We start from the raw sequence: 20,831 nt of genomic DNA on the forward strand, positions 1-20,831 counted from the left end.
TCCTGTTCCTCTGTCCTGTGGGATGGGGATGTCGGGAGGGTGGGCGGCGTCAGCGGGACAGCGCCGTGAGCAGGGCCTCGTGGATCAGCTCGCAGCCGCGGCGGAGCACGTCGGGCTCCATGGTCAGCGCGGGCAGCAGCTTGAGGACGGCCTTGTCACGACCGGTCGACTCCACGATCAGCCCGCGCGCGAAGCAGTGGGCCACCACGTCGTCCGCGGCCCGGCGGCCGCCCGCGTGGGTCAGGTCGATGCCGATCGCGTGGCCCTCGGAGCGCACCTCGACACCGGGCAGCGGGTGGTCCTCCCAGAAGGTGCGCAGCAGTTCGGCGCCGGCGCGGGCCCGGTCCAGGAAGGCCTGGTTGCGCCACAGGTCGAGGGCGGCGCAGGCGGCGACGAACGCCAGCTGGTTGCCGCGGAAGGTGCCCGGGTGGTCACCGGCCTCCCACGAGTCGAAGCCTTCGCGGATGAGCAGGAGCGACATCGGCAGGCCCAGGCCGCTGATGGACTTGGAGACGGTGATGAGGTCGGGGACGACCCCGGCCTGCTCGAAGGAGAAGAAGCCGCCGGTCCGGCCGCAGCCGGCCTGGATCTCGTCGGCGATCAGCACGATCCCGTACCGGTCGCAGAGGTCGCGCAGGTGCCGCAGGTCCGCGTCGGGGATCCGGTAGACGCCGCCCTCCATCTGGACGACCTCGAGGATCACCGCCGCGGGCACGTCGACCCCGGACAGATCGTCGGTGAGGTACTGCTCCAGGAGGTCCATGGTCGGGAACGAGCCGCGCGGGCCGACCGGGAAGGGCAGGTGGGTGACCTCGCCGAGGGCCGTTCCGGCCACCTTGCGCAGCGACAGGTCGGCGGTCGCGGCGAGGCTGCCGCGGCTGACGCCGTGGTAGGCGCCGGAGAAGGCGATGACCTGGGACCGGCCGGTGTGCTTGCGGGCCAGCTTCAGCGCGGCCTCGACGGCGTCGGTGCCGGTGCTGCCGCAGAACTGGACCCGGTGGCGCAGACCGCGCGGCTCCAGGATCTCCTGGCCGAAGCGCTCCAGGAACTCGCGCTTGGCCGCCGTGTGGAAGTCGAGCGCGTGCAGCAGACCGTCGCCCTCCAGGTGCGCGACGACCTGGCGCTTGATGTGGTCGTGGTTGTGGCCGTAGTTGAGGGCGCCGGCGCCGGAGAAGAAGTCGGTGTACTCCGTGCCGTCCTCGGCGACCAGCGTGGTGCCACGGCCCGAGGTGAGAAGGGTGGGGAACGCGCGGCAGTACGACCGGACAGCGGACTCTCTGGTCTCGAACACCTGGGTGGACGTGGCGAGATCTGCCAGAACCGTCATCGGGGGTCTCCAATCGGAAGGCGGGAGAGCGGGAGTACCTGGCCGACGGTGGCGGCAGGTGTACGGGCGACGGCGGCGAGCAGCGCGAGATAGTCGTCGAGCAGCTGCCGGGCGTCGGCGTCGGTGATGCGGTCGCCGTAGTACGACAGGGCGATACGGGGTTCGGCGTCGTCGGTGATGTCCAGGCGGAGCGCGTACTCGGTCTGGTTGCGGGTGCCGTCGCTCTCGGCACCCCGCTGCACGCTCGCGGACTGCTGGGCGCGCAGCGCCGAGGACACGGGGTAGTTGGCGACGACGACGACCGAGTCGAACAGCGGTCCGTCGTCGGTCCCCATCCGCTGGAGCGTGCCGGTGGGGACCGAGGTGTGCTCGGCGCCCTCGACCCGGGCCAGCTGGAAGCGGTCGAACAGGGCGGTCAGGGTCTCGTCCCGGTTCACCTGGACCCGGACCGGCAGGGCGGCGATGAACAGGCCGACCGCGCGTTCCAGGCCGTCGACCGCGCGGTCGCGGCCCGCCGAGACCACGCCGACCGTGACGTCGGCGCGCCCCAGACGCGAGGCGGCCAGCAGGGCCCAGCCCGCGCAGGCCAGGGTCGAGAAGGTGTGCCCGTGCCCGGCGCCCCGCTCGCGCAGCGCGCCGGCGATCGCCGGGTCCACCCGGTCCGCCACCCGGCTGAAGCGGGAGGGACCCAGCCGGCCCCGCTCCGCGGCCAGCCGTGACGGGAGCGCCCCGGCCAGCTGGTTCTGCCAGAAGGCGCGGTCCGCCTCGGGGTCGGTGTCCTCGGCCGTGTCGAGTTCGGGGACCGGCGGGAGGCCGGCCTCGCGGCCTTCGAGAGCGGCGAGGTAGAGCGCGAGGAGTTCGTCGAGCAGCACCAGGTTCGACCAGCCGTCGGCCAGCAGATAGCTCTGGACCTGGCCCAGCCACCAGGTGGACGGGCCGCGCACCAGCCACACCCGCCACAGGGGCGGTTCGGACACGTCGAAGGGCGTGACGCGTTCGGCCTCCAGCAGGGCGATCAGCTCGTCGGCGACCGCGTCCGGCTCGTGGCCGCTCCAGTCCAGCACCTCGATCACCGGGTCGAGCCGGTCGGCGACGACCGGGGTCCAGGTGCCGTCGCCGTCGCGCCGGAAGCCGGTGCGCAGGGCGGGGTGGCGGGCGTTGAGCTGGTGCCAGGCGGCCCGGAAGAGGCCGGGGTCGATCTCGAAGGGCAGCTCGGTCGTGGACTGCATCTGGTACAGGCCCGGCACCCAGGCGCTCTCCAGCACGTCGAGCATGTGGTGCTGACCGGGCGTCACCGCGGGTCCGGCGGACCGGGGCCGGCCTCCCCGGGCGGTGGCCGCGAGGGCGCCGCCCTCGTCGACGGCCTTCGCGAGGGCCTCGATCGTCTGGTGGGCGAACACCATGCGCGGCGTCATCTCAAGACCCGCGCGGCGGGCGGCGCTCACCATGCGGATGACCGCGATGGAGTTGCCGCCCAGGGCGAAGAAGCCGATGTCGACCGGGACGTCGTCGCGGCCGAGCGCCTCGCTCCACAGCGTCACCAGAGCCTGCTCGGTCCCGGTGCTCGCGGCGCGCCCCGTGACGGCCGTGACCGTGGGCGCCGGCAGCTCACGGCGGTTGACCTTGCCGTTGTGGGTGAGCGGGAAGGACTCCATGCGGACGAAGGAGGCCGGCACCATGTGCTGGGGCAGCCGCGCCGACAGCTGCCGCTTGAGCTCGGCGTCGCCCGGGATCTCCCCGCCCGAAGGCGCCACCAGATAGGCCACCAGCGTCTTGGCGCCGTCGCGCGGGCCGTGCGCCGCGACCAGGCAGGAGCCGCCGCCGATCACCGCCCGCAGGGCCGCCTCGATCTCGCCGGTCTCGACCCGATAGCCGTTGATCTTGACCTGGAAGTCGATGCGCCCGAGCAGTTCGAGATTGCCGTCCGGCATCCAGCGGGCGCGGTCGCCGGTGCGGTACATGCGGGCCCCGGGCACCGCGCTGAACGGATCGGGCAGGAAGCGCTCACCGGTCAGCCGGGCCCGGTAGTGGTAGCCCCAGCCGACACCGACGCCGCCGAGGTACAGCTCGCCGGGCACGCCGACGGGCAGCGGGGACAGCGCCGCGTCGAGGACGTACGAGGTCTGGTTCGCCATCGGGGCGCCGTAGGGGATGCTGCGCTGCTCCGGCAGGACCTCCCCGATCAGGTGGATCGTCGAGTCCATGGAGACCTCGGTGGCCCCGCCCATGCTCACCAGCTGCGCCGAGGCGATCAGCTGCGCGGCGGCCCGCTGCGGGAGCGCCAGCGGGATCCAGTCGCCGCCGAGCAGCGCCAGCCGGATCGGCAGCCGCTCCCCGCCGCGGATCTCGCACTCCTCGACCAGCAGCCCGAACAGCGCCGGTACCGAGTGCCACACGGTGACGGACTCGCGCTCGATCGTCTCGATCCAGCGGTGCGGGGAGCGCTCGTCCTCGGGCGCCGGGAACACCACGGTCGCGCCCGCCATGAGCGTGCCGAACACGTCGTACGCACTCATGTCGAAGGCCAGTGCCGAGACGCCGAAGACCTTGTCCCCAGGGCCGACCCCGAAGCGCCGGTTGAAGTCGGTGAAGTTGTTGACGCGGCCCCGGTGGTCGAGCAGCACGCCCTTGGGCAGACCGGTCGATCCCGAGGTGTAGATCAGGTACAGCAGGTCGTCCGGGCGGACGTCGCGCTCCGGCCGCGTCGCGGGGAAGGCCCCGGCACCGGTGGGGTCGACGGCCGCGACGCCGTCGCCGGCGAGCCGGTCGTCCCGGGTGACGACCACCCGGGCGCCGGAGTCCGCCAGCATCCACTGGAGGCGCTCGGCCGGGTAGCCCGGGTCGAGCGGGACGTAGCCCGCACCCGTCTTGGCGATGGCGAGCTGGGTGACGACCAGGTCGATGCCGCGCTCCAGGCAGACACCGACGCGCTCGTGGCGGCCGCAGCCCTGTTCGATCAGCAGCCGGGCGAGCCGGTTGGCGCGCTCGTCGAGTTCGGCGTAACCGACCCCCTCGTCGCCGCAGACCACCGCGACGGCGTCCGGCTCCAGGTCCGCCCGCTGCTCGAACAGGCCGTGCGCGGTGGCGTGTTCGGGATACTCCTCGCCCGTACGGTTCCACTCCTCGACGACCAGTTCCCGCTCGGCCGGGGTGAGCAGGTCCGCGTTGTCGACGTGGACGTCCGGGGTCTCGCAGAGGCCTGTGAGCAGCCGTCGGTAGTGGCCGAGCAGGCGTTCGGCGGCGGCGGCGTCCAGCACCGACTCGTCGAACTCCAGCGACACCATGACCTCGCCGTCCGTCACGGCGCAGGACAGGTCCAGGGGGAACTTGGCCGTACCGGAGTGCAGATGGGTGGGGGCCAGGGACAGGTCCCGCAGCCGCAGCTCGTGGCCGGGGCCGTTGTTGAAGACGAACATGGCCTCGAACAGCGGGCTCTCGGCCAGCGTGCGCTGCGGCGCGACCTTGTCGACCAGCACGTCGAAGGGGATCTGGTGCTCACGCGCCCACAGCGACTCCCGGGTGATCCCGGCCAGCACGCCCCGCAGGCTGCCGCCCCCGTCGGACAGGTCGGCCACCACGGGGACGGTGTTCGCGAAGTAGCCGACCAGGCGCTCGGTCTGCCGGTTCCGGTTGGCCATGACCGTGCCGATGGCGAACCGGGAGGTGCCCGTGTACCGGTTCAGCAGCACCGCGAACGCGGTGAGCATCACGTTGAAGACGGTCGTACGGTGTGCCTCCGCGGTGCGCTGGAGCTCGCGGCCGAACTGCCCGTCCCACTGGCACCGGATGCGCCGGCCGGTGCGGGCCGTGCCCCGGTCCCCGTTCGGCGACAGTCCGAGCGGCTGGGCCCAGGCCAGCTGCTCGCGCCACTGCGCGACCAGCCAGCCGTGGTCGTCGGGCTCGTGAGCCCGCTCGTGGGCGGCCGCGTCGGCATAGTCGATGTCGAGCTCGGGCAGCCGGGGCGTACGGCCCTCGCGGGCCGCGTCGTACAGCTCGGCGAGGTCCTCCAGCAGGACGCCCACCGACCAGGCGTCGGTCGCGATGTGGTGCACGACCAGCGCCAGCAGGTGGTCGTCGGCGGCGATCCGGAACAGCCGTCCGTGGATCACGGGGCCGGCCGCCAGGTCGATCGGCCGGGCCGCCTCTTGTTGCGCGGCGGCCATGGCGGCCTCCTCGTCGCCGGCCTCCTCGACCGGCAGCGCCACCGGCTCGGCCGGCAGGACCACCTGCTCCAGGCCGCCGTCCGGCCGCTGCCGGTAGACGGTCCGCAGGACGGAGTGCCGGGCGACGAGCCCGTCGAGCGCGGCCCGCAGCGCGGTGATGTCGAGCGCACCGCGCAGCCGCACCCCGTAGGGGACGTTGTACAGCGGCCGGCCGTCCGCGAGGGACTCGGCGACCCACAGCTGCTCCTGGCCGCGGGAGAGCAGGCAGGGCTTCGCGGGATCGCGGCGGCGGACGGTGCGGGCCGCGGCCCGCTGCCTGCCGCGGGCCAGCAGGAGCGAGGCCATCAGCTCCCGCTTGGCCGCGGACAGGCTCTCGAAGGCCTCCCGCTCGGTGGCGGTCTCCCGGATCATGCGTCCCTCTCCTCGCCGGCCGCGAGAAGCTCGCGCGCCTGGTCGTCGGTCACACCGTCGAGCAGCACCTCGAGTTCGAGGAGCTCGGCCTCGCTCAGCCCGGCCATCTGGAGCTCCTCCAGGGCCTGTGCGACGCCTCGCACGGTGGGCTGCTCGAAGACCGTGCGCAGCGGCAGTTCGATGTCCGTCTGCGCGGCCAGCTCGGCCACCAGACGGGTGGCGAGCAGCGAGTGGCCGCCCAGGGTGAAGAAGTCGTCCAGCGCGCCGACCGCCGGGGTGCCGAGCAGTTCCTCGAACACCGAGGCCACGAGCCGTTCGGTCGGGCCGGACAGCTCCTCGAAGCGCCGGCGGACCCGCTCGACGATCACGTCGTCCCGTTGCAGCGCGGCCCGGTCGACCTTGCCGTTGGGGGTGCGCGGCAGCCGGTCGGCGAACACGTAGCCGGTGGGGACCATGTAGCGCGGCAGGCGGGTGCCGACCGCGGCGGCCAGGACGGCCGGGTCGCGTTCGGTGCCGACGACGCAGGCGACCAGGGTGGGTTCGCCGTCGCAGTCGCGCAGGACGACCGCCGCCTCCCGCACGGCCGGCAGTTCGCACAGGGCCGTCTCGACCTCGCCCGCCTCGATGCGGAAGCCGCGGATCTTGAGCTGGTCGTCGAGCCGTCCGAGGAACTCCAGCCGGCCGTCGGCGTGCAGCCTCACCCGGTCGCCGGTGAGGTACAGCCGCCCACCGGGGACCGCCGCGTACGGGTCGGGGACGAACCGCCGCGCGGTGGCCCTCGGATCACCGAGGTAGCCGCGGCCCACCACCGGCCCGCCGATGGCGAGCTCGCCCGGCACGCCGAACGGCAGGCGCCGTCCCTGCGCGTCGAGGACGTAGGAGGTCACTCCGGCGACGGGGCTGCCGAGCGGGACCGCGCGGTCGGTCGGCGGCGGTGTGGTCAGCACCGCGAGGTGGGTGTCGTCCGAGCACTCCGCGGGACCGTAGGCGTTGACCATCGGGATCCCGGGGAAGCGGCGCAGCCAGTCGGCGGCGAGGTCCGGCGGCAGCGCCTCACCGGTGGCGATCAGGAAGCGCAGGCTCGCCAGGTCGCCCGCGTCGGCTCCCTCCCAGCCCGCCCGGCCCGCGTGTTCCAGCAGCGCCCTGATCATGCCGGGCACCAGCTGCAGCACGGTGACACCACGGTCCCGGACGAGGGCGAGCAGCGCCTCGCTGTCCCGGCTGGTGGCGTCGTCGCTGACCACGGTGGTCGCGCCGCGCGTCACCGCGACGAGCATCTGCCAGACGGAGATGTCGAAGGACTGCGAGGCCGTCTGCGCGATGACGTCGCCCGAGGACAGTTCCAGGTCGTGGGCCATCAGCTCCAGGTGGTTGAGGAGTCCGGCCTGTTCGATCTCCACGCCCTTGGGCTCACCGGTCGTACCGGAGGTGAAGATGACGTAGGCGCGCTGTGCCGGGTGTGTCGTGTGCGCGTCGAGCGGACGGTCCGCCGAGGCGGAGTCGTCCAGTACGAGGCGGGTGCCGCGGGCCTCGCCGAGCAGGGCGGCGACGCGGGCCGCCTGCTCGTCGTCGGTGACCGCGACGACCTCGCCCAGCCGGTCCAGCATGGTGGCGATCCGCCGGTCCGGGACGGCCGGGCTGACCGGCACATAGGTCGCGCCGACCGCTCCGCAGGCGAGGGCGGCGGCGATGTGCCGGGCCGAGCGCCCGGCGCACACCACCACGGCCGGCTCCGGGCCCGTGGTCGCCGTGGACAGCCGGTCGGCGAGTGCCGCCACCCGGTCCCGCAGTTCGCGGTACGTCCACACGGTGCTGCCGTCGATGACGGCGGGGGCGTCCGGGGTGTGGCGCGCCCAGTGCTCCAGCGCCTCGGTCGTGGTCCTCGGCGTGAAGGCCGGCGGACCGGCGCTCAGGGCGTCCTGAGCCGCGGCCTCGGTGGCCGAGCGCAGTTCCAGGTCGGCCACGGCCCGCCGCGGGGCGGCGACGATGCTGCCGAGCAGGACCTCGAAGTGGTCCAGGAGCTGCTCACCGGTCGCCTCGTCGAACAGGTCGCCGTTGAGCTCCAGCGTCGCGTGCAGCCCGTCCTTCTCCTCGGCCAGGTCCAGGCTGAGGTCGAACTTGGCGGTGCCGGCCGGCGCGTGCAGCCGCTCCAGCCTGAGGTCGCCGAGGTCGATCTCCGAGTAGGGCGCGTTGTGCAGGGTGAACATGACCTGGAACAGCGGGCTCATGCTCAGGTTCCGGCTCGGCTGGAGCGCGTCCACCACGCGGTCGAAGGGGACGTCCTGGTTGGCGTAGGCGGCCAGCGTGGTGGACCGGACGCGTTCGAGCAGCTCGGTGAAGGACTCCTCCGTGGAGAGCTTGTTGCGGAAGACGATCGTGTTCACGAAGAACCCGACCACGTCCTCGATCTCGACCGAGCGGGTCGACACCGGGGTGGCGACCGCGATGTCCGCGGCGCCGCTGTAGCGGTGCAGCTGGCAGTTGAACGCCGCCAGCAGGGTCATGAACAGGGTCGCGTTGTGCTCGCGTCCCACCTGCCGGACCCCGCCCACCAGTTCGGCGTCGATCAGCCGGCGGACCGTCAGGCCGCGGTTGGTCATCGCCGCGGGCCTCGGCCGCTGCGCGGGGAACTCCAGCAGCGGCGCCGGCTCGGCCAGCGTCTCGCACCAGAAGTCGAGCTGCGCCTGATGGTCGCCGCCTTCGACGCGGTCGCGTTGCCAGCTCGACCAGTCGGCGTACTGCACCTCCAGTTCGGGCAGCGGGGAGGCCGTGCCCTGGCGGTGCGCCCGGTACAGGGCCGCGAAGTCGCGGACCACGATCTGCAGGCCCCAGCCGTCGGCGACGACGTGGTGCACGGTGAGGACGAAGACGTGGTCCTCGGCGGAGAGCCGGATCAGGGTCGCCTGTTCCAGCGGGGCCACGGCCAGGTCGAAGCGGTGTCGCGCGGCTTCGTCGACGAGTCGTGGCCAGCGCCGCTCGGCGCTCTCCGGCGGCTCGCCGCTCAGGTCGACGAGCGTGAGCGGCATGGTGACCTCGCCGGCCGGCTCGACGATCTGGCTCACCCTGCCGTCGTCCATGACCAGCCGGGTGCGCAGCACCTCGTGTCGGGCGACCAGCTCGTCCAGTGTCGCGGACAGGGCCTCGGTGTCCAGCGGGCCGCGCATGCGCACGACCGTGGTGCTGTTGTACGCGCCGGTGTCGCCCTCCAACTGGTCGAGGAACCACAGGCGTTCCTGGCCGTAGGAAGCGGGCAGCGGGCCGGTGCGGGGCAGGGCGACGACCGGTTCCGCGACGCTGCCGCCGCCGGCGACGCCGTCGATGTACGCGGCGAGTTCCCGTACGGTCTGCTTCTCGAACAGCGTGCGCAGCGCGATCTCGCAGCCGAACACCCGGCGGATCCGCGACACGACCTGGGTCGCCATCAGGGAGTGGCCGCCGAGGTTGAAGAAGTTGCCCTCGGGACCCACCTTGGGTGCGCCGAGCACGTCCTGCCACAGGCCGGCCACCAGTTCCTCGGTGGGGGTCAGCGGCGAGCGCGGTCCGTCCTCGTGGCCGTCGGTCACCGAGGAGGGCTCGGGCAGTGCCGCCCGGTCGATCTTGCGGTTCGGGGTCAGCGGGAAGGCGTCCAGCGCGACGACGAACGCCGGGACCATGTAGTCCGGCAGCCGGTCGCGGACGAAGGCCTTCACCTCGTTGCCGGCCACCTTGGCGCCGGGCCGCGCCACCACGTACGCGATCAGCGAGTTCTCGCCACTCGCGTCCGCTCGCGCCATGACCAGGGCGTCCTGGACGTCCGGCGCGGCGCAGATCACGTGCTGCACCTCGTCGGTCTCGACGCGGTAGCCACGGATCTTGACCTGGTTGTCCGCTCGGCCGAGCGGGGTGACGGAGCCGTCGGGCAGATAGCGGCCGAGGTCACCGGTGCGGTACATGCGGTCGCCCTCGGCGTCGCCGAACGGGACCCGCACGAACTTGGCTGCGGTGAGCGGCTCGTCATGGGCGTAGCCCAGCGAGAGGTGCGGGGAGCGGATGACGATCTCGCCCGGCTCGCCGATGCCGGCCTGCTGCCCCGCCTCGTTGAGGACCAGCAGCTGGACGTCCTTCATGCCGCGACCGAGGGGATAGGTGACACCGGGGTCGGTGTCGGCGATCCCGTGGGCCGCGGGTACCACGTAGTAGCCGACCGCGCGCTGCGTCTCGGTCGAGCCGTACAGGTTGACGCAGGTCGCCGAGCCCGCCATGCGGGTGATGGCCCGCACGTCACGGCTGGTCAGTGTGTCGCCGAGGAAGAACACCCGCTCCAGCAGCGGCAGTGTGCCCGGGGCGACCGACAGCTGGTCGAACAGCCGCGCCATCGGAGGCGTGAGGTGGCTGACCGATACCTGCGCGGTGCGGTACCACTGCGCCAGCCGGCCCGGGGTCTCGACGTCGAGCCGGTCGGGCACGCAGATCGTGGCGCCCGTGACCAGCGGTGTGAACACCTCGCGGTGCAGCGGGTCGTGGCTGATGCCGGAGAGCAAGCTGTAGCGGTCGGTCTCACGCAGCCCGAACGTCTCCACCATCCAGGGCACGAAGTGGGTGAGGGACCCGTGCGCGCCCCGGATGCCCTTCGGCTTGCCGGTGGAACCGGAGGTGAACGCGATGTACGCGCAGTCCTGCGGCCCGACCTGGACCGCGTCCGCCGGCTCCGCCCCCTGCGGCACCAGGTGCCGGGCGTTGTCCAGCCCGGACGGCAGCTCGAAGCGGCAGCGCAGCGACAGTTCCTGGAGCGCGTTGTCCACCGCCAGCGGCACGGCCCCGGCGCCCTCCAGCTGGAGGAACGCTCTCGGGCGGGCCACCGCGAGGCAGTCGGCGATGCGGTCGGCCGGATAGCTCGGGTCGAGGATGGCGAACGAGGCACCGGTGCGCAGCACGGACAGGATCGCCCAGACCAGCGATGCGCTGCGCTCGCCGTAGATGGCGACCACATCGCCCTTGGCGACACCCTGCTGGGTCAGCAGGCCGGACAGCGCCGCCGTCGCCCAGGCCAGGTCGCCGTAGGTGAGTTCCTGGCCCGGCTCGCTGATCGCGATCCGTCGCGGTTCACGGGCGGCCCGCCGCTCGAACTGCTCGACCACCGACCCGTACCAGGTGGTGTCCAGTGGCGCGGCCGGGTCGGGCAGTTCGCGGCGCGCCATCGGCGTGTCGAGCCGCAGCGAGTCGATCGGGCTGCCGCTGTCGGCGACCACCTGCTCGATGACCCTGCTCCACTGGGCGAGCAGTTCGTGCATCGTCGCCTCGTCGAACCGGTCGGCGGCGTACATGAGATCGAGTGAGAGACCCGGCTGCGCGGGGTCGACGTAGAAGGTCAGGTCGAACTTCGCGCCCAGGTCCGGGACGGCGAAGGTGTCGACCGTGAGGCCCGGCAGCTCGGCCTGGTGCGGCGGGATGTTGAGCAGGTTCAGGTAGACCTGGAACAGCGGTGTGGTGGTCAGGTCGCGCTCGGGGGCGAGCTTGCCGACCAGCGTCTCGAACGGGACGTCCTGGTGCTCGTACGCGTCGAGGGTGGTGGTGCGGACCCGCTCCAGCAGCTCGGCGAAGGTCGGGTCGCCCGAGAGGTCGGCGCGCAGCACCAGCGAGTTGATGAAGAAGCCGATGAGGTCCTCCACCTCGCGGTGCCGGCGCCCCGCGATGGGTACGCCGATCGCGAAGTCGCGCTGGCCGGCCAGCCGTCCGAGGGTGAGCTGGAGGGTCGCCGCCAGCACCATGAACAGGGTCGCCCCGGACTCGGCGGCGAGCCGCTCCATCGCCTCGCGCAGCTCCGGCGTGACGGACGCCCGCACCCGGTGGCCCCGGGTGGCCGCGGGCTCGGAGCCGCCGCGCGAGATCGGCAGGGTGAGCGGGGGCAGCGCGTCGAGCTGCTCGCACCAGTACGCGACGGAGGCGTCGAGTCCGCCGGAGTCGAGCTCGTGGCGCTGCCAGCGGGAGAACTGCTCGTAGGTGGCCTTGAGCGGGGGCAGCGGGGTGCTCGGCTCGTGGCCGGTCTCCTCGACGTAGAAGTGCGTCAGGTCCCGCTTGAGGATCTCCATCGACCAGCCGTCGCCGACGATGTGGTGCAGGGTCAGCACCAGCACCGCGTCGTCGTGGCCCAGCTGGAGCAGCCGGACCCGCAGCAGCGGGCCGGTGGCGAGGTCCATCGGCTCCGCCGCCTCGCGTTCCACGAGGGCGAGTGCCTCGGCCACCCGCTCCTCGGCGGTCGCGCCGGTGGGCTCGGTGGGCGACAGCGTGACGTCGGCGCCGTCCAGGACGGTCTGTGTCAGCACGCCTTCGTGGTGGGAGACCACCGTGCGCAGTGTGGTGTGCCGGTCCACCAGGCGGGTGACGGCCCGCTGGAGGGCGGCCTCGTCGAGCTCACCGGTGAGCCGGATCGCGCCGGCCAGGTGGTAGCGCCCGGTGGTGGCGTTCCGGCCGGAGCCGTTCTCGATCTCCTCCAGCAGCCACAGCCGCTCCTGCATCACCGACAGCGGGGCGCCGCTCCCGGTGGAGGCGTGCGACACGATCCCGCGGGAGGTGTCCCGGGCCGCCGCGGCGTCGCACAGCGCGGCGTAGTCCCGGAGCACGGGTGCCTCGAACAGGGCCCGCAGCGGGACCTCCCGGCCGAGCTCCTCGCCCACCTGAGAGGTGATCACGGTCGCGAGCAGGGAGTGGCCGCCGATGGTGAAGAAGTCGTCGGCGGCGCCGACCACGTCGACGTCCAGCACCTGCGCCCAGACCCGGCCGACGATCCGCTCCGTCTCCGTCTCCGGTTCGGCGAAGTCGGCGTGCGCGAAGTCGGCGCGGCGCGGGCGCCCGAGGCGGCCCGGGTCGATCTTGCCGCCGGGCAGCCGCGGCAGTTCCCCGCGGACCACGAAGGCGGCCGGAACCATGTGCGGCGGCAGCTCGGCCGCGCACAGCTTCGCCAGCGTCTGCGGGGTCAACTCCGGGCCGGTGGACTCGACATGGGCCACCAGCACCCCGTCGGCGCCCCTCACCACGGCCTGCGTCACACCGGGCAGGGCCAGCAGGACCGACTCGATCTCGGCCGGCTCGATCCGGTAGCCGCGCAGCTTGATCTGGCTGTCGCGACGGCCGCAGTAGTCCAGGGTCCCGTCGGCGCGCAGCCGGACGAGGTCGCCCGTGCGGTACATCCGGGCGCCGGCGACACCGGAGAACGGGTCGGGCAGGAAGTGGTCGGCGGTCAGCGCGGGCCGGTCGTGGTAGCCGAGGGCCAGGCCCGCGCCGCCGACGTACAGTTCACCGACCGCACCGGTGACCACCGGCCGCAGTTCCGCGTCCAGGATGTACGCCGTCCCGCCCGGCAGCACCGCGCCCAGTGAGGCGGGCCGCCCCGGCTCGCACTCGGCGGCCGTGATGACGACGGTGCACTCGGTGGGCCCGTATGCGTTGACGAAGCGCCGGCCCGGCTGCCACTGCTCGACCAGTTCGGCGCGGCAGGCCTCGCCGCCCGAGACCAGGGTCTTGAGCCGCGGCAGTTCACGGACGGGCAGGGACGCGATCACCGACGGCGGCAGCAGGCACACGCTGACGGCGCGCTCGGCGAGGACGCCGGCCAGTGCCTCGCCGACCAGCGCGTGCTCACGGTCGACGACACACAGGGTGCCGCCCGCGGCGAGCGTGGAGAAGATCTCCCAGACGGAGGCGTCGAAGCTCAGGCTCGCGAACTGGAGCATGCGCGAGTCGGCGTCGATCCCGAAGACACGCGCCTGGGCCGCCGTGAGGTTGGCGAGCGCGCGGTGGGAGACCAGCACGCCCTTGGGGCGGCCGGTGGAGCCCGAGGTGTACATGAGGTAGGCGGGCGCGTCCGGATCGGCCTGCGGCAGCGCCTCGTCCTCGGCTTCGGGCTGGGCGGGTGCCTCGCGCAGCGCCTCCTCGACGAGGTCGCGGGTCACCAGACCGCGCGCCCCCGAGTCGGCCAGCATGAAGTCCTTGCGCTCGGCCGGGTAGGCGGGGTCGATCGGCAGGTACGCCGCTCCGCAGCGCTGCGCCGCCAGTACGGCGACGACCGCCTCGACGGACGGCTCGACGCCCACGGCGACGACGTCCCCCGGGCGCACGGCGAACCGCCGCGCGATCACCCGGGCGACCTGGTCCACCCGCGTGCGCAGCTCTCCGTAGGTCAGCGCGCTCTCGGTGCCCTCCAGCGCGACCGTGTCGGTGCGGCCGTCGGCGATCCGCTCGAACTGCGCCCAGAAGGTGTCGGGCTGCCGTTCGGTGTCCGGCTCGGACGGCCAGTGGTCGAGGGCCGCCGCCGAGAGGGTCTCGACGCGCTCGTCCGGCCGCCGCGCCATGGCGCGGGCCGTCTCGCCGAAGAGGCGGGCGATGAGCTGCGCGGTCTCGGGCCGGAACAGGTCCGAGTTGAACTCGAGCCAGCCCGTCAGCGGGCCGCCGTCGTCGGTGATCTCGAAGGTCAGGTCGGTCTTGGCGGTGCCGGTGTAGAGCGGCGCCGTCTCGACCCGCAGGCCGGGCAGCGCCGGCGAGGGCAGCGCGCCGCTGCGGACGTCGAGGATCGCCTGGAAGAGCGGGCTGCGGCTCGGGTCCCGGTCCTGGCCGCTCGCCTCCACGATCGCGGAGAACGGGACCCACTTGAACGGCATCGCCTCCAGCGTGGTGGCCCGGGCGCGGTCGACGAGGCCACGGCCGGTGGCACCGCCCGGCACCTCGAAGCAGAACGGGACGGTGTTCACGAAGAAGCCGACGACGTCGTCGTACGCGCCGTCGGCGGTGCGGTTGGCGTCGGGCACGCCGATGACCACCCGCTCCTGGCCGGTCAGGCGGGAGAGGGTCGAGGACATGCAGGCGGCCAGCGTCATGAAGACGGTCGCCCGCTGATCCCGGGCGAGAGAGCGCAGCAGGTCCGAGTCGGCCTGGCTCAGCGTCAGCGGCACGCGCATGCCGTCGAAGGTCTGCACGGCCGGCCGGGGCCGGTCGAAGGGCAGGTCGAGGGCGAGCGGCGCACCACTGAGGTGCCCGGTCCAGAACTCCAGGCCGCGCCGGCCCTCCGCCGACGCCAGCCGGGCGCTCTCGTCGACCGCCCACTGTGCGTACTCGTGGACGACCGCGGGCGGTTCGCCGTCACCGGCACCCGAGCCGTGCGCGTACAGCTCGGCCAGCTCACCGGCGATGATCTCCATGGAGCGGCCGTCGGAGACGATGTGGTGGAAGGCCAGGAGCAGGGCGTGCTCGTCGGGCCCGAACTCCACCAGGGCGGCACGCAGCAGCGGCGGCTCGTCCAGTCCGAAGGGCTGCCGGACGTGGCTGTCGACGAGCCCGGCCAGTTCCGCCTCGCGCCGTGCGGGCGTGACCGCGGTCCGGTCGAGCACCTCGAAGGGGCAGGCCAGGCCGGTCCCCACGAAGGGCACGGGCCGGCCGCCCTCGTCCTTGAACCCGGTGCGCAGCGCGGGGTGCCGCTCGACGATCGCGTCCAGCGCGCCGCGCAGGACGGCCTGGTCGAGTTCCCCGTACAGCCGCAGCACGCCCGGCACGACGTAGGCGCAGGAGCCCGGGGCGAACTTCTCCAGGAACCACAGCCGGCGCTGGCCCAGCGACAGGGCGGGTTCGACCGCGGCGGTCGCGGCGTCCGCGCGGACGTCGGCCGGTGCGGTGGCGACGAGTTCGGCGATCCGCGCCGCCTGGGCCCGTACGGTGACGGACTCGAAGAACATCCGCAGCGGCGGCTGTACGCCGAACTCCCGGCGCACCCGGGTGCTGAGGTCCGCCGCGCGCAGCGAGTGGCCGCCGCGCGCGAAGAAGTCCTCGTCGGGACCGACCCCGGCGACCTCGAGCACCTCGCACCAGATGGCCGCGAGCCTGCTCTCCACCGGCGACATGTCCGCCGTCCCGGCCGAGCGGGACGCCTCCAGGGCGAGTTCACGCAGCGCGTGCGCGTCCACCTTGCCGTTCGAGGTGAGCGGGATGCGGTCCAGGACCAGCAGCCGGCTCGGGATCATGTAGCTCGGCAGTTCACGGTTCAGCCAGTCGCGCAGTCCGTCGGGGCTGATGCCGTCCCCGGTGACGGCGGCGATCAGCTCCGTCTCGCCCGCGCCGCGGGAGGCGACCACGGCCGCCTCGGCGACCTCGGGGTGACGCCGCAGCGCCACGTCGACCTCGCCGAGCTCGATGCGGTAGCCGCGTACCTTGACCTGCTGGTCGGCGCGGCCGACGTAGCGCAGCTCGCCGTCGGCGGAGCGGCGCACCAGGTCGCCGGTGGCGTACAGCCGCCGGCCCGGCTCGGTCGCGAACGGGTCCGGGACGAACCTCTCGGCGGTCTTGCGCGGCGCCGACGCGTAGCCGCGTCCGACACCCACGCCGCCTATGTACGCCTCCCCCACGAGGCCGTCGGCGACGGGCCGCAGCTCGGCGTCGAGGACGTGGATCACCGCGTCGGTCATGTCGGCGCCGATGGACACGTCCCGGGCGCGGGAGACCTGGCCCGACTCCGGGCCGAGGCGGGCGACGGTCGAGCACACCGTGGTCTCGGTGGTGCCCCAGCGGTTGTACAGCTCGACGTGGCCGCGGTCGGACGCGAACCACTGCGCGAGCTTGTCGGGGTGCGCGGCCTCGCCGCCGATGAGGATCGAGCGCAGCGCCGACGGCACCTGGGCACCGGCCTCCAGCGCGGTGACCAGCACGTGGAAGAAGGCGGTGGGAATGTCGAGCAGGGTGAGCCGCTGCTCCTCGCACCAGGCCCAGAACCGCTCCGGCGAGCCCAGCACCGACTCGTCGCGCTGCACCAGCGTCGCGCCCCGGGTCCAGGCGGAGAAGATCTCCTCCAGGCAGGGGTCGAAGGTGAGCGGCGCGAACTGCAGCACCCGGTCGCCCTCCTCGACGTCGAACGCGTCGAGGAAGGACAGCAGATAGCTCAGCAGCGACCGGTGCTCGATCTGCACGCCCTTGGGGCGGCCGGTCGAGCCCGAGGTGAAGATGACGTACGCCAGGTTGTCGCCGGTGGTGAGGAGCGCGGGGCGGTCCTCGGGAAGGCCGGCGCCGGGCTCCTCCTCGACCCGGGTCGCGGCACCCAGGGAGCCCGCGAGGTCCGCGGTCGCGGCGTGGCACAGGATCCGCGCGCACCGCGCGTCGCCGACCATGTCGGCCAGACGGGTCCGTGGCAGCGTCGGGTCCAGGGGCACGAACGCGGCCCCCGACTTCATGACCGCGAGCATCGCGACGATCAGCTCGGGGGAGCGCTCCAGGCACAGGCCGACGGTGTCCTCGGGCCCGAGGCCGTCCTGCCTCAGCCGGTGGGCGAGGCGGTTCGCCGCGCGTTCCACCTGGGCGTACGTCAGCTCCGCCGCACCGGCGGCGAGGGCGATCGCGTCGGGGGTGCGGTCGGCCGTCGCCTCGAACAGCTCGTGCACGGAGGTGATGCCCGGCAGGGTGCGGGCCGGGACGTCGGCCCGGCTGAGGGACTCGGTGGTGCCGGCCAGCCGCAGCGCGGAGACCGGGGACTCGCCGTGCGCGACGATCTGCTCCAGCAGATCCAGGAACTGCCGCCCCAGCTGGCCGGCCAGGGCCTCGTCGAAGCGGTCCGAGCGCACGAGCATGTGCGCGAGCAGGCCGCCGTCGGCCGGTATGGCGTGCAGGGTGATGTCGAACTGGGTGGCCAGTTCGCCGGCCGGGAACGGCTCCAGCCCGAGGTCCCCCAGCACCGCGGTGTCGCGGCCCGCTCCGAAGAGCACGGAGGTGACGTCGTCGGCGATCGCGTTGTGCGGCCGCTCGAAGACGACCGCCGTGTTGACGGCCGCCGAGGTGTTGCCCTGGGCGCGCAGCAGCTCGACGAGCCGGCTGACCGGGAAGTGCTGGTGGCCCAGCGACTGCCGCAGCTGCTGCCCGGTGCTGCGGATCAGCTCGGTGACACTCGTGTGGGCGCCGGGTTCGGCGCGTACCGGAATGGTGTTGGCGAAGTAGCCGAGGGTGTTGCGGAAACGTGCCTGCGGACGGCCGGCCGTGGTGGCGCCGACGACGAAGTCACGCGCCCCGCTGTGTGCCGCGACGAGGACCTCGAACGCCGCCATCAGGACCGAGAACACCGTCGTGCCGCTGTCGCCGGCGACCCGCTCCAGCTCGGCGAGCAGCTCGGCGTCCACCGTCACCCGGTGGCTCGCGATGCCCTTGTCCGGCTGCTGACGCTCCCGCACCGGAAGCGTCGGCGCCTGTACGTCACCGGCCAGCAGGTCGAGCCAGTAGCGCTCGTCGGCCTGCCACTGCGCGGAGCGCTCGTAGTCCTGCTGCCAGCGCACGAACTCCTCGTAGCCGACGGGTTCCGCAAGCTCGGAGGTCCGGTCGTGCAGCAGGTCGCCGTAGACGGTGGCCAGCTCGTCGAGCAGGGTCACCACCGACCAGAAGTCCGTGATGGCGTGATGCTGAGCGAGTGCCAGGACCGGTGCGCCGCAGCCGGTGAACAGCTTCGCGCGGGCGACGTCGCCGTGTTCGATGTCGAAGGGGGCGAGGGCGCACTCGTCGACCCTGGCCCGCAGCACCGGCTCCGTCTCGCCCGTCAGGTCGACGACGTCCAGCTCGAACGGAACGGCGGGGTCGATCAGATGCGCGCGCCGGCTGCCGTCGGTGCCGAAGCTGGAGGTCAGGATGGGGTGGCGGGTACCGATCCGGCGCACGGCGGCGGACAGCACCGCGACGTCGACCGGCTCCCGCAGCCGGACCGCGACCGAGACGTTCTGCCGGCAGTCCGGGCCTTCGAGCTCCCGCATGAACAGCAGCGACTGCTGACCGGCCGACAGCGGTACGGCGCCGCCGCGCTGTCCGGAGTCCTGCCGTACCGGTGCCTCGGGGAAGGTGCGCGTCCGCTCCTCGATCGCCGCGGCCACCTCGCGCAGGCTCGTCGGCTGGAGCAGCAGGCTCGGGTCGGTGACCGCACCGAGCTGCTCCTCGATCCGGAAGGCGAGGTCGACGGCCGCAAGCGAGTCGAGGTCGAGCTCGGCGACCATGGTGGCGGGCGTGTCGCCCTCACCCCGGCCGAACAGGCTCAGAGCGCGTTCGATCTCGTCGACGCGCTGCTCGCGGGAGAGCGCCAGCAGTTCGGCGCGCGGCGGGAACGTGAGCTGTCGCTGTCCGCGGCGGGCCGGGGCGGCCGTGGCACGGCGGTACAGCTCGCCCTCGACCTGACCGGCCGTGTACGCCGTCCGGCCGGCCAGGCGCTGGATCTTGCCGCTGGAGGTCTTCGCCAGGCTGCGGGCGCTGAGCAGGACCACGTCGAACAGAGCGATGCCGTGCTCGTGCTGGACGGCCGCGGCGATCGCGTCGGCGATCCGCGGGAGTTCCTCCTCGGGGGTGGCGGCCGCGACCTCGTGCAGGATCACGCACTCCTCGCCGTTCCCGGTCTCCACCGAGAACGCCGCGCCACAACCGGGGCGGGCCCACTTCGACGCCGCTACGGCGGTCCCCTCCAGGTCGTGCGCGTAGAGGTTGCGGCCGCGCACGACCATCATTTCCTTCAGCCGGCCGGTGACGTAGACCTGGTCGTCCAGGACGAAACCGAGGTCGCCGGTGCGCAGGTAGGGCCGCGGGTCGTCGGCCAGCCGGGCACCGAAGGTCGCGTCGGTCGCGGCCTCGTCCTCCCAGTAGCCGGAGGCGACGGAGGTGCCGCGCACCCACAACTCGCCCACGCCGCCGGGAGCGACGCGTTCACCGGACCCCGGGTCGACGACGGTGAGTTCGTGCCCGACCGCCACACCGCCGGAGGACACCACACGGTCCCCGTCCGCGAGCGGCTCGGCGCGGCCCTGCTCCAGGGCGGCGCGGTCGATCCGGGTGCTGTGCGCGCCGCTGCCGCGGCCGGCGCCCGCCACGAACAGGGTGGCCTCGGCGAGGCCGTAGCAGGGCAGCAGCGCGGACCTGTCGAAGCCGCTGCCGGCGAACGCCTCGGCGAAGCGCTCCAGCGTGCGGTGGTGGACCGGTTCGGCTCCGCAGAAGGCGACCCGCCAGGAGGACAGGTCGAGGTTCTCCCGCTCGGCGGGGGTGCTCTTGTTGACGCAGAGGTCGAAGGCGAAGTTCGGGCCGCCGCTGACGGTCGCCCCGCGGGAGGCGATGGCCTCCAGCCAGCGCAGGGGCCGCCGCATGAACTCCAGCGGGGACATCAGGACGTTGGACATGCCGGAGAGCATCGGCTGCAGTACGCCGCCCAGCAGGCCCATGTCGTGGTAGAAGGGCAGCCACGAAACGGTCAGGTCGTCCGTGGAGAGGCCGAAGTTGTGGGCGATGGCGGAGCCGTTGGACAACAGGTTCTGGTGCGTCACCACGACACCGCGCGGCGTGCCGGTGGAGCCCGACGTGTACTGGAGCAGGGCGATCGAGTCGGAGGTGAGGGCGGGCCGCCGCCAGTCGTCGGCGCCCTCCAGCATCGCCTCCTCGGTGACCACCCAGGGCAGCCGGGCCAACTCGGGTGCCTGGTCGAACAGTTCGTGGGTGAAGGCCTGCACCAGGCTGTCCGAGAGGACGATCTCGGCACGGGAGCTGCGCACCACCGCGCGCAGCCGGGGCAGCGTACGGGCGACCCGCATGGGGTCCGGCGGGTACACGGGGACCGCGACCATGCCGGCGTAGAGCGTGGCCACGAAGCCCACGACGAAATGCTCGCCCGGTGGATACAGCAGCATGACCCGCGCACCCGGCTTCGCCCGCTCCAGCAGGGAGACGGCTATCGCCCGCGCACGCCTGTCGATCTCGATCATGCTGAGCTCGGTGTCGACTCCGCCGGCGTCGGCGAGGAATTCGTAGCTTACGGCGGCACCGCGCTCGGAGACATTGCGGCGGATGACATCAACGACAGAGTTGTTTGCGTACATAGACCGTTCTCGCATCGGCGTGGAGTTCTGGAGCCCGGACGGGGTCGAGCAGGCTTGCGGGCACACCGCGGAGACGGAACCGACGGCACGGAG

The 20,831-nt window shown here is 73.0% G+C and carries 3 protein-coding genes; all 3 read right to left on the bottom strand.

The window, feature by feature from the left end:
- Positions 1-49 precede the first annotated feature (49 nt).
- The 3 genes from HEP85_RS20330 to HEP85_RS20340 are packed head-to-tail and all read right to left on the bottom strand — an operon-like array spanning position 50 to position 20,738.
- Complete coding sequence (locus HEP85_RS20330; RefSeq protein WP_168528990.1) at positions 50-1,327, bottom strand: diaminobutyrate--2-oxoglutarate transaminase; 1,278 nt, start codon at positions 1,325-1,327, stop codon at positions 50-52.
- Positions 1,324-5,901, bottom strand: a complete 4,578-nt coding sequence (locus HEP85_RS20335) for an amino acid adenylation domain-containing protein (RefSeq protein ID WP_369657779.1) — start codon at positions 5,899-5,901, stop codon at positions 1,324-1,326. The genes HEP85_RS20330 and HEP85_RS20335 overlap by 4 nt, the downstream gene beginning before the upstream one ends.
- On the bottom strand, positions 5,898-20,738 hold the full coding sequence (locus HEP85_RS20340) for an amino acid adenylation domain-containing protein (RefSeq protein WP_369657780.1): 14,841 nt from the start codon (positions 20,736-20,738) through the stop codon (positions 5,898-5,900). The genes HEP85_RS20335 and HEP85_RS20340 overlap by 4 nt, the downstream gene beginning before the upstream one ends.
- Positions 20,739-20,831 lie beyond the last annotated feature (93 nt).

The organism is Streptomyces sp. RPA4-2, assembly GCF_012273515.2.
In the GTDB taxonomy this organism is placed as follows: Bacteria; Actinomycetota; Actinomycetes; order Streptomycetales; family Streptomycetaceae; genus Streptomyces; species Streptomyces kaempferi.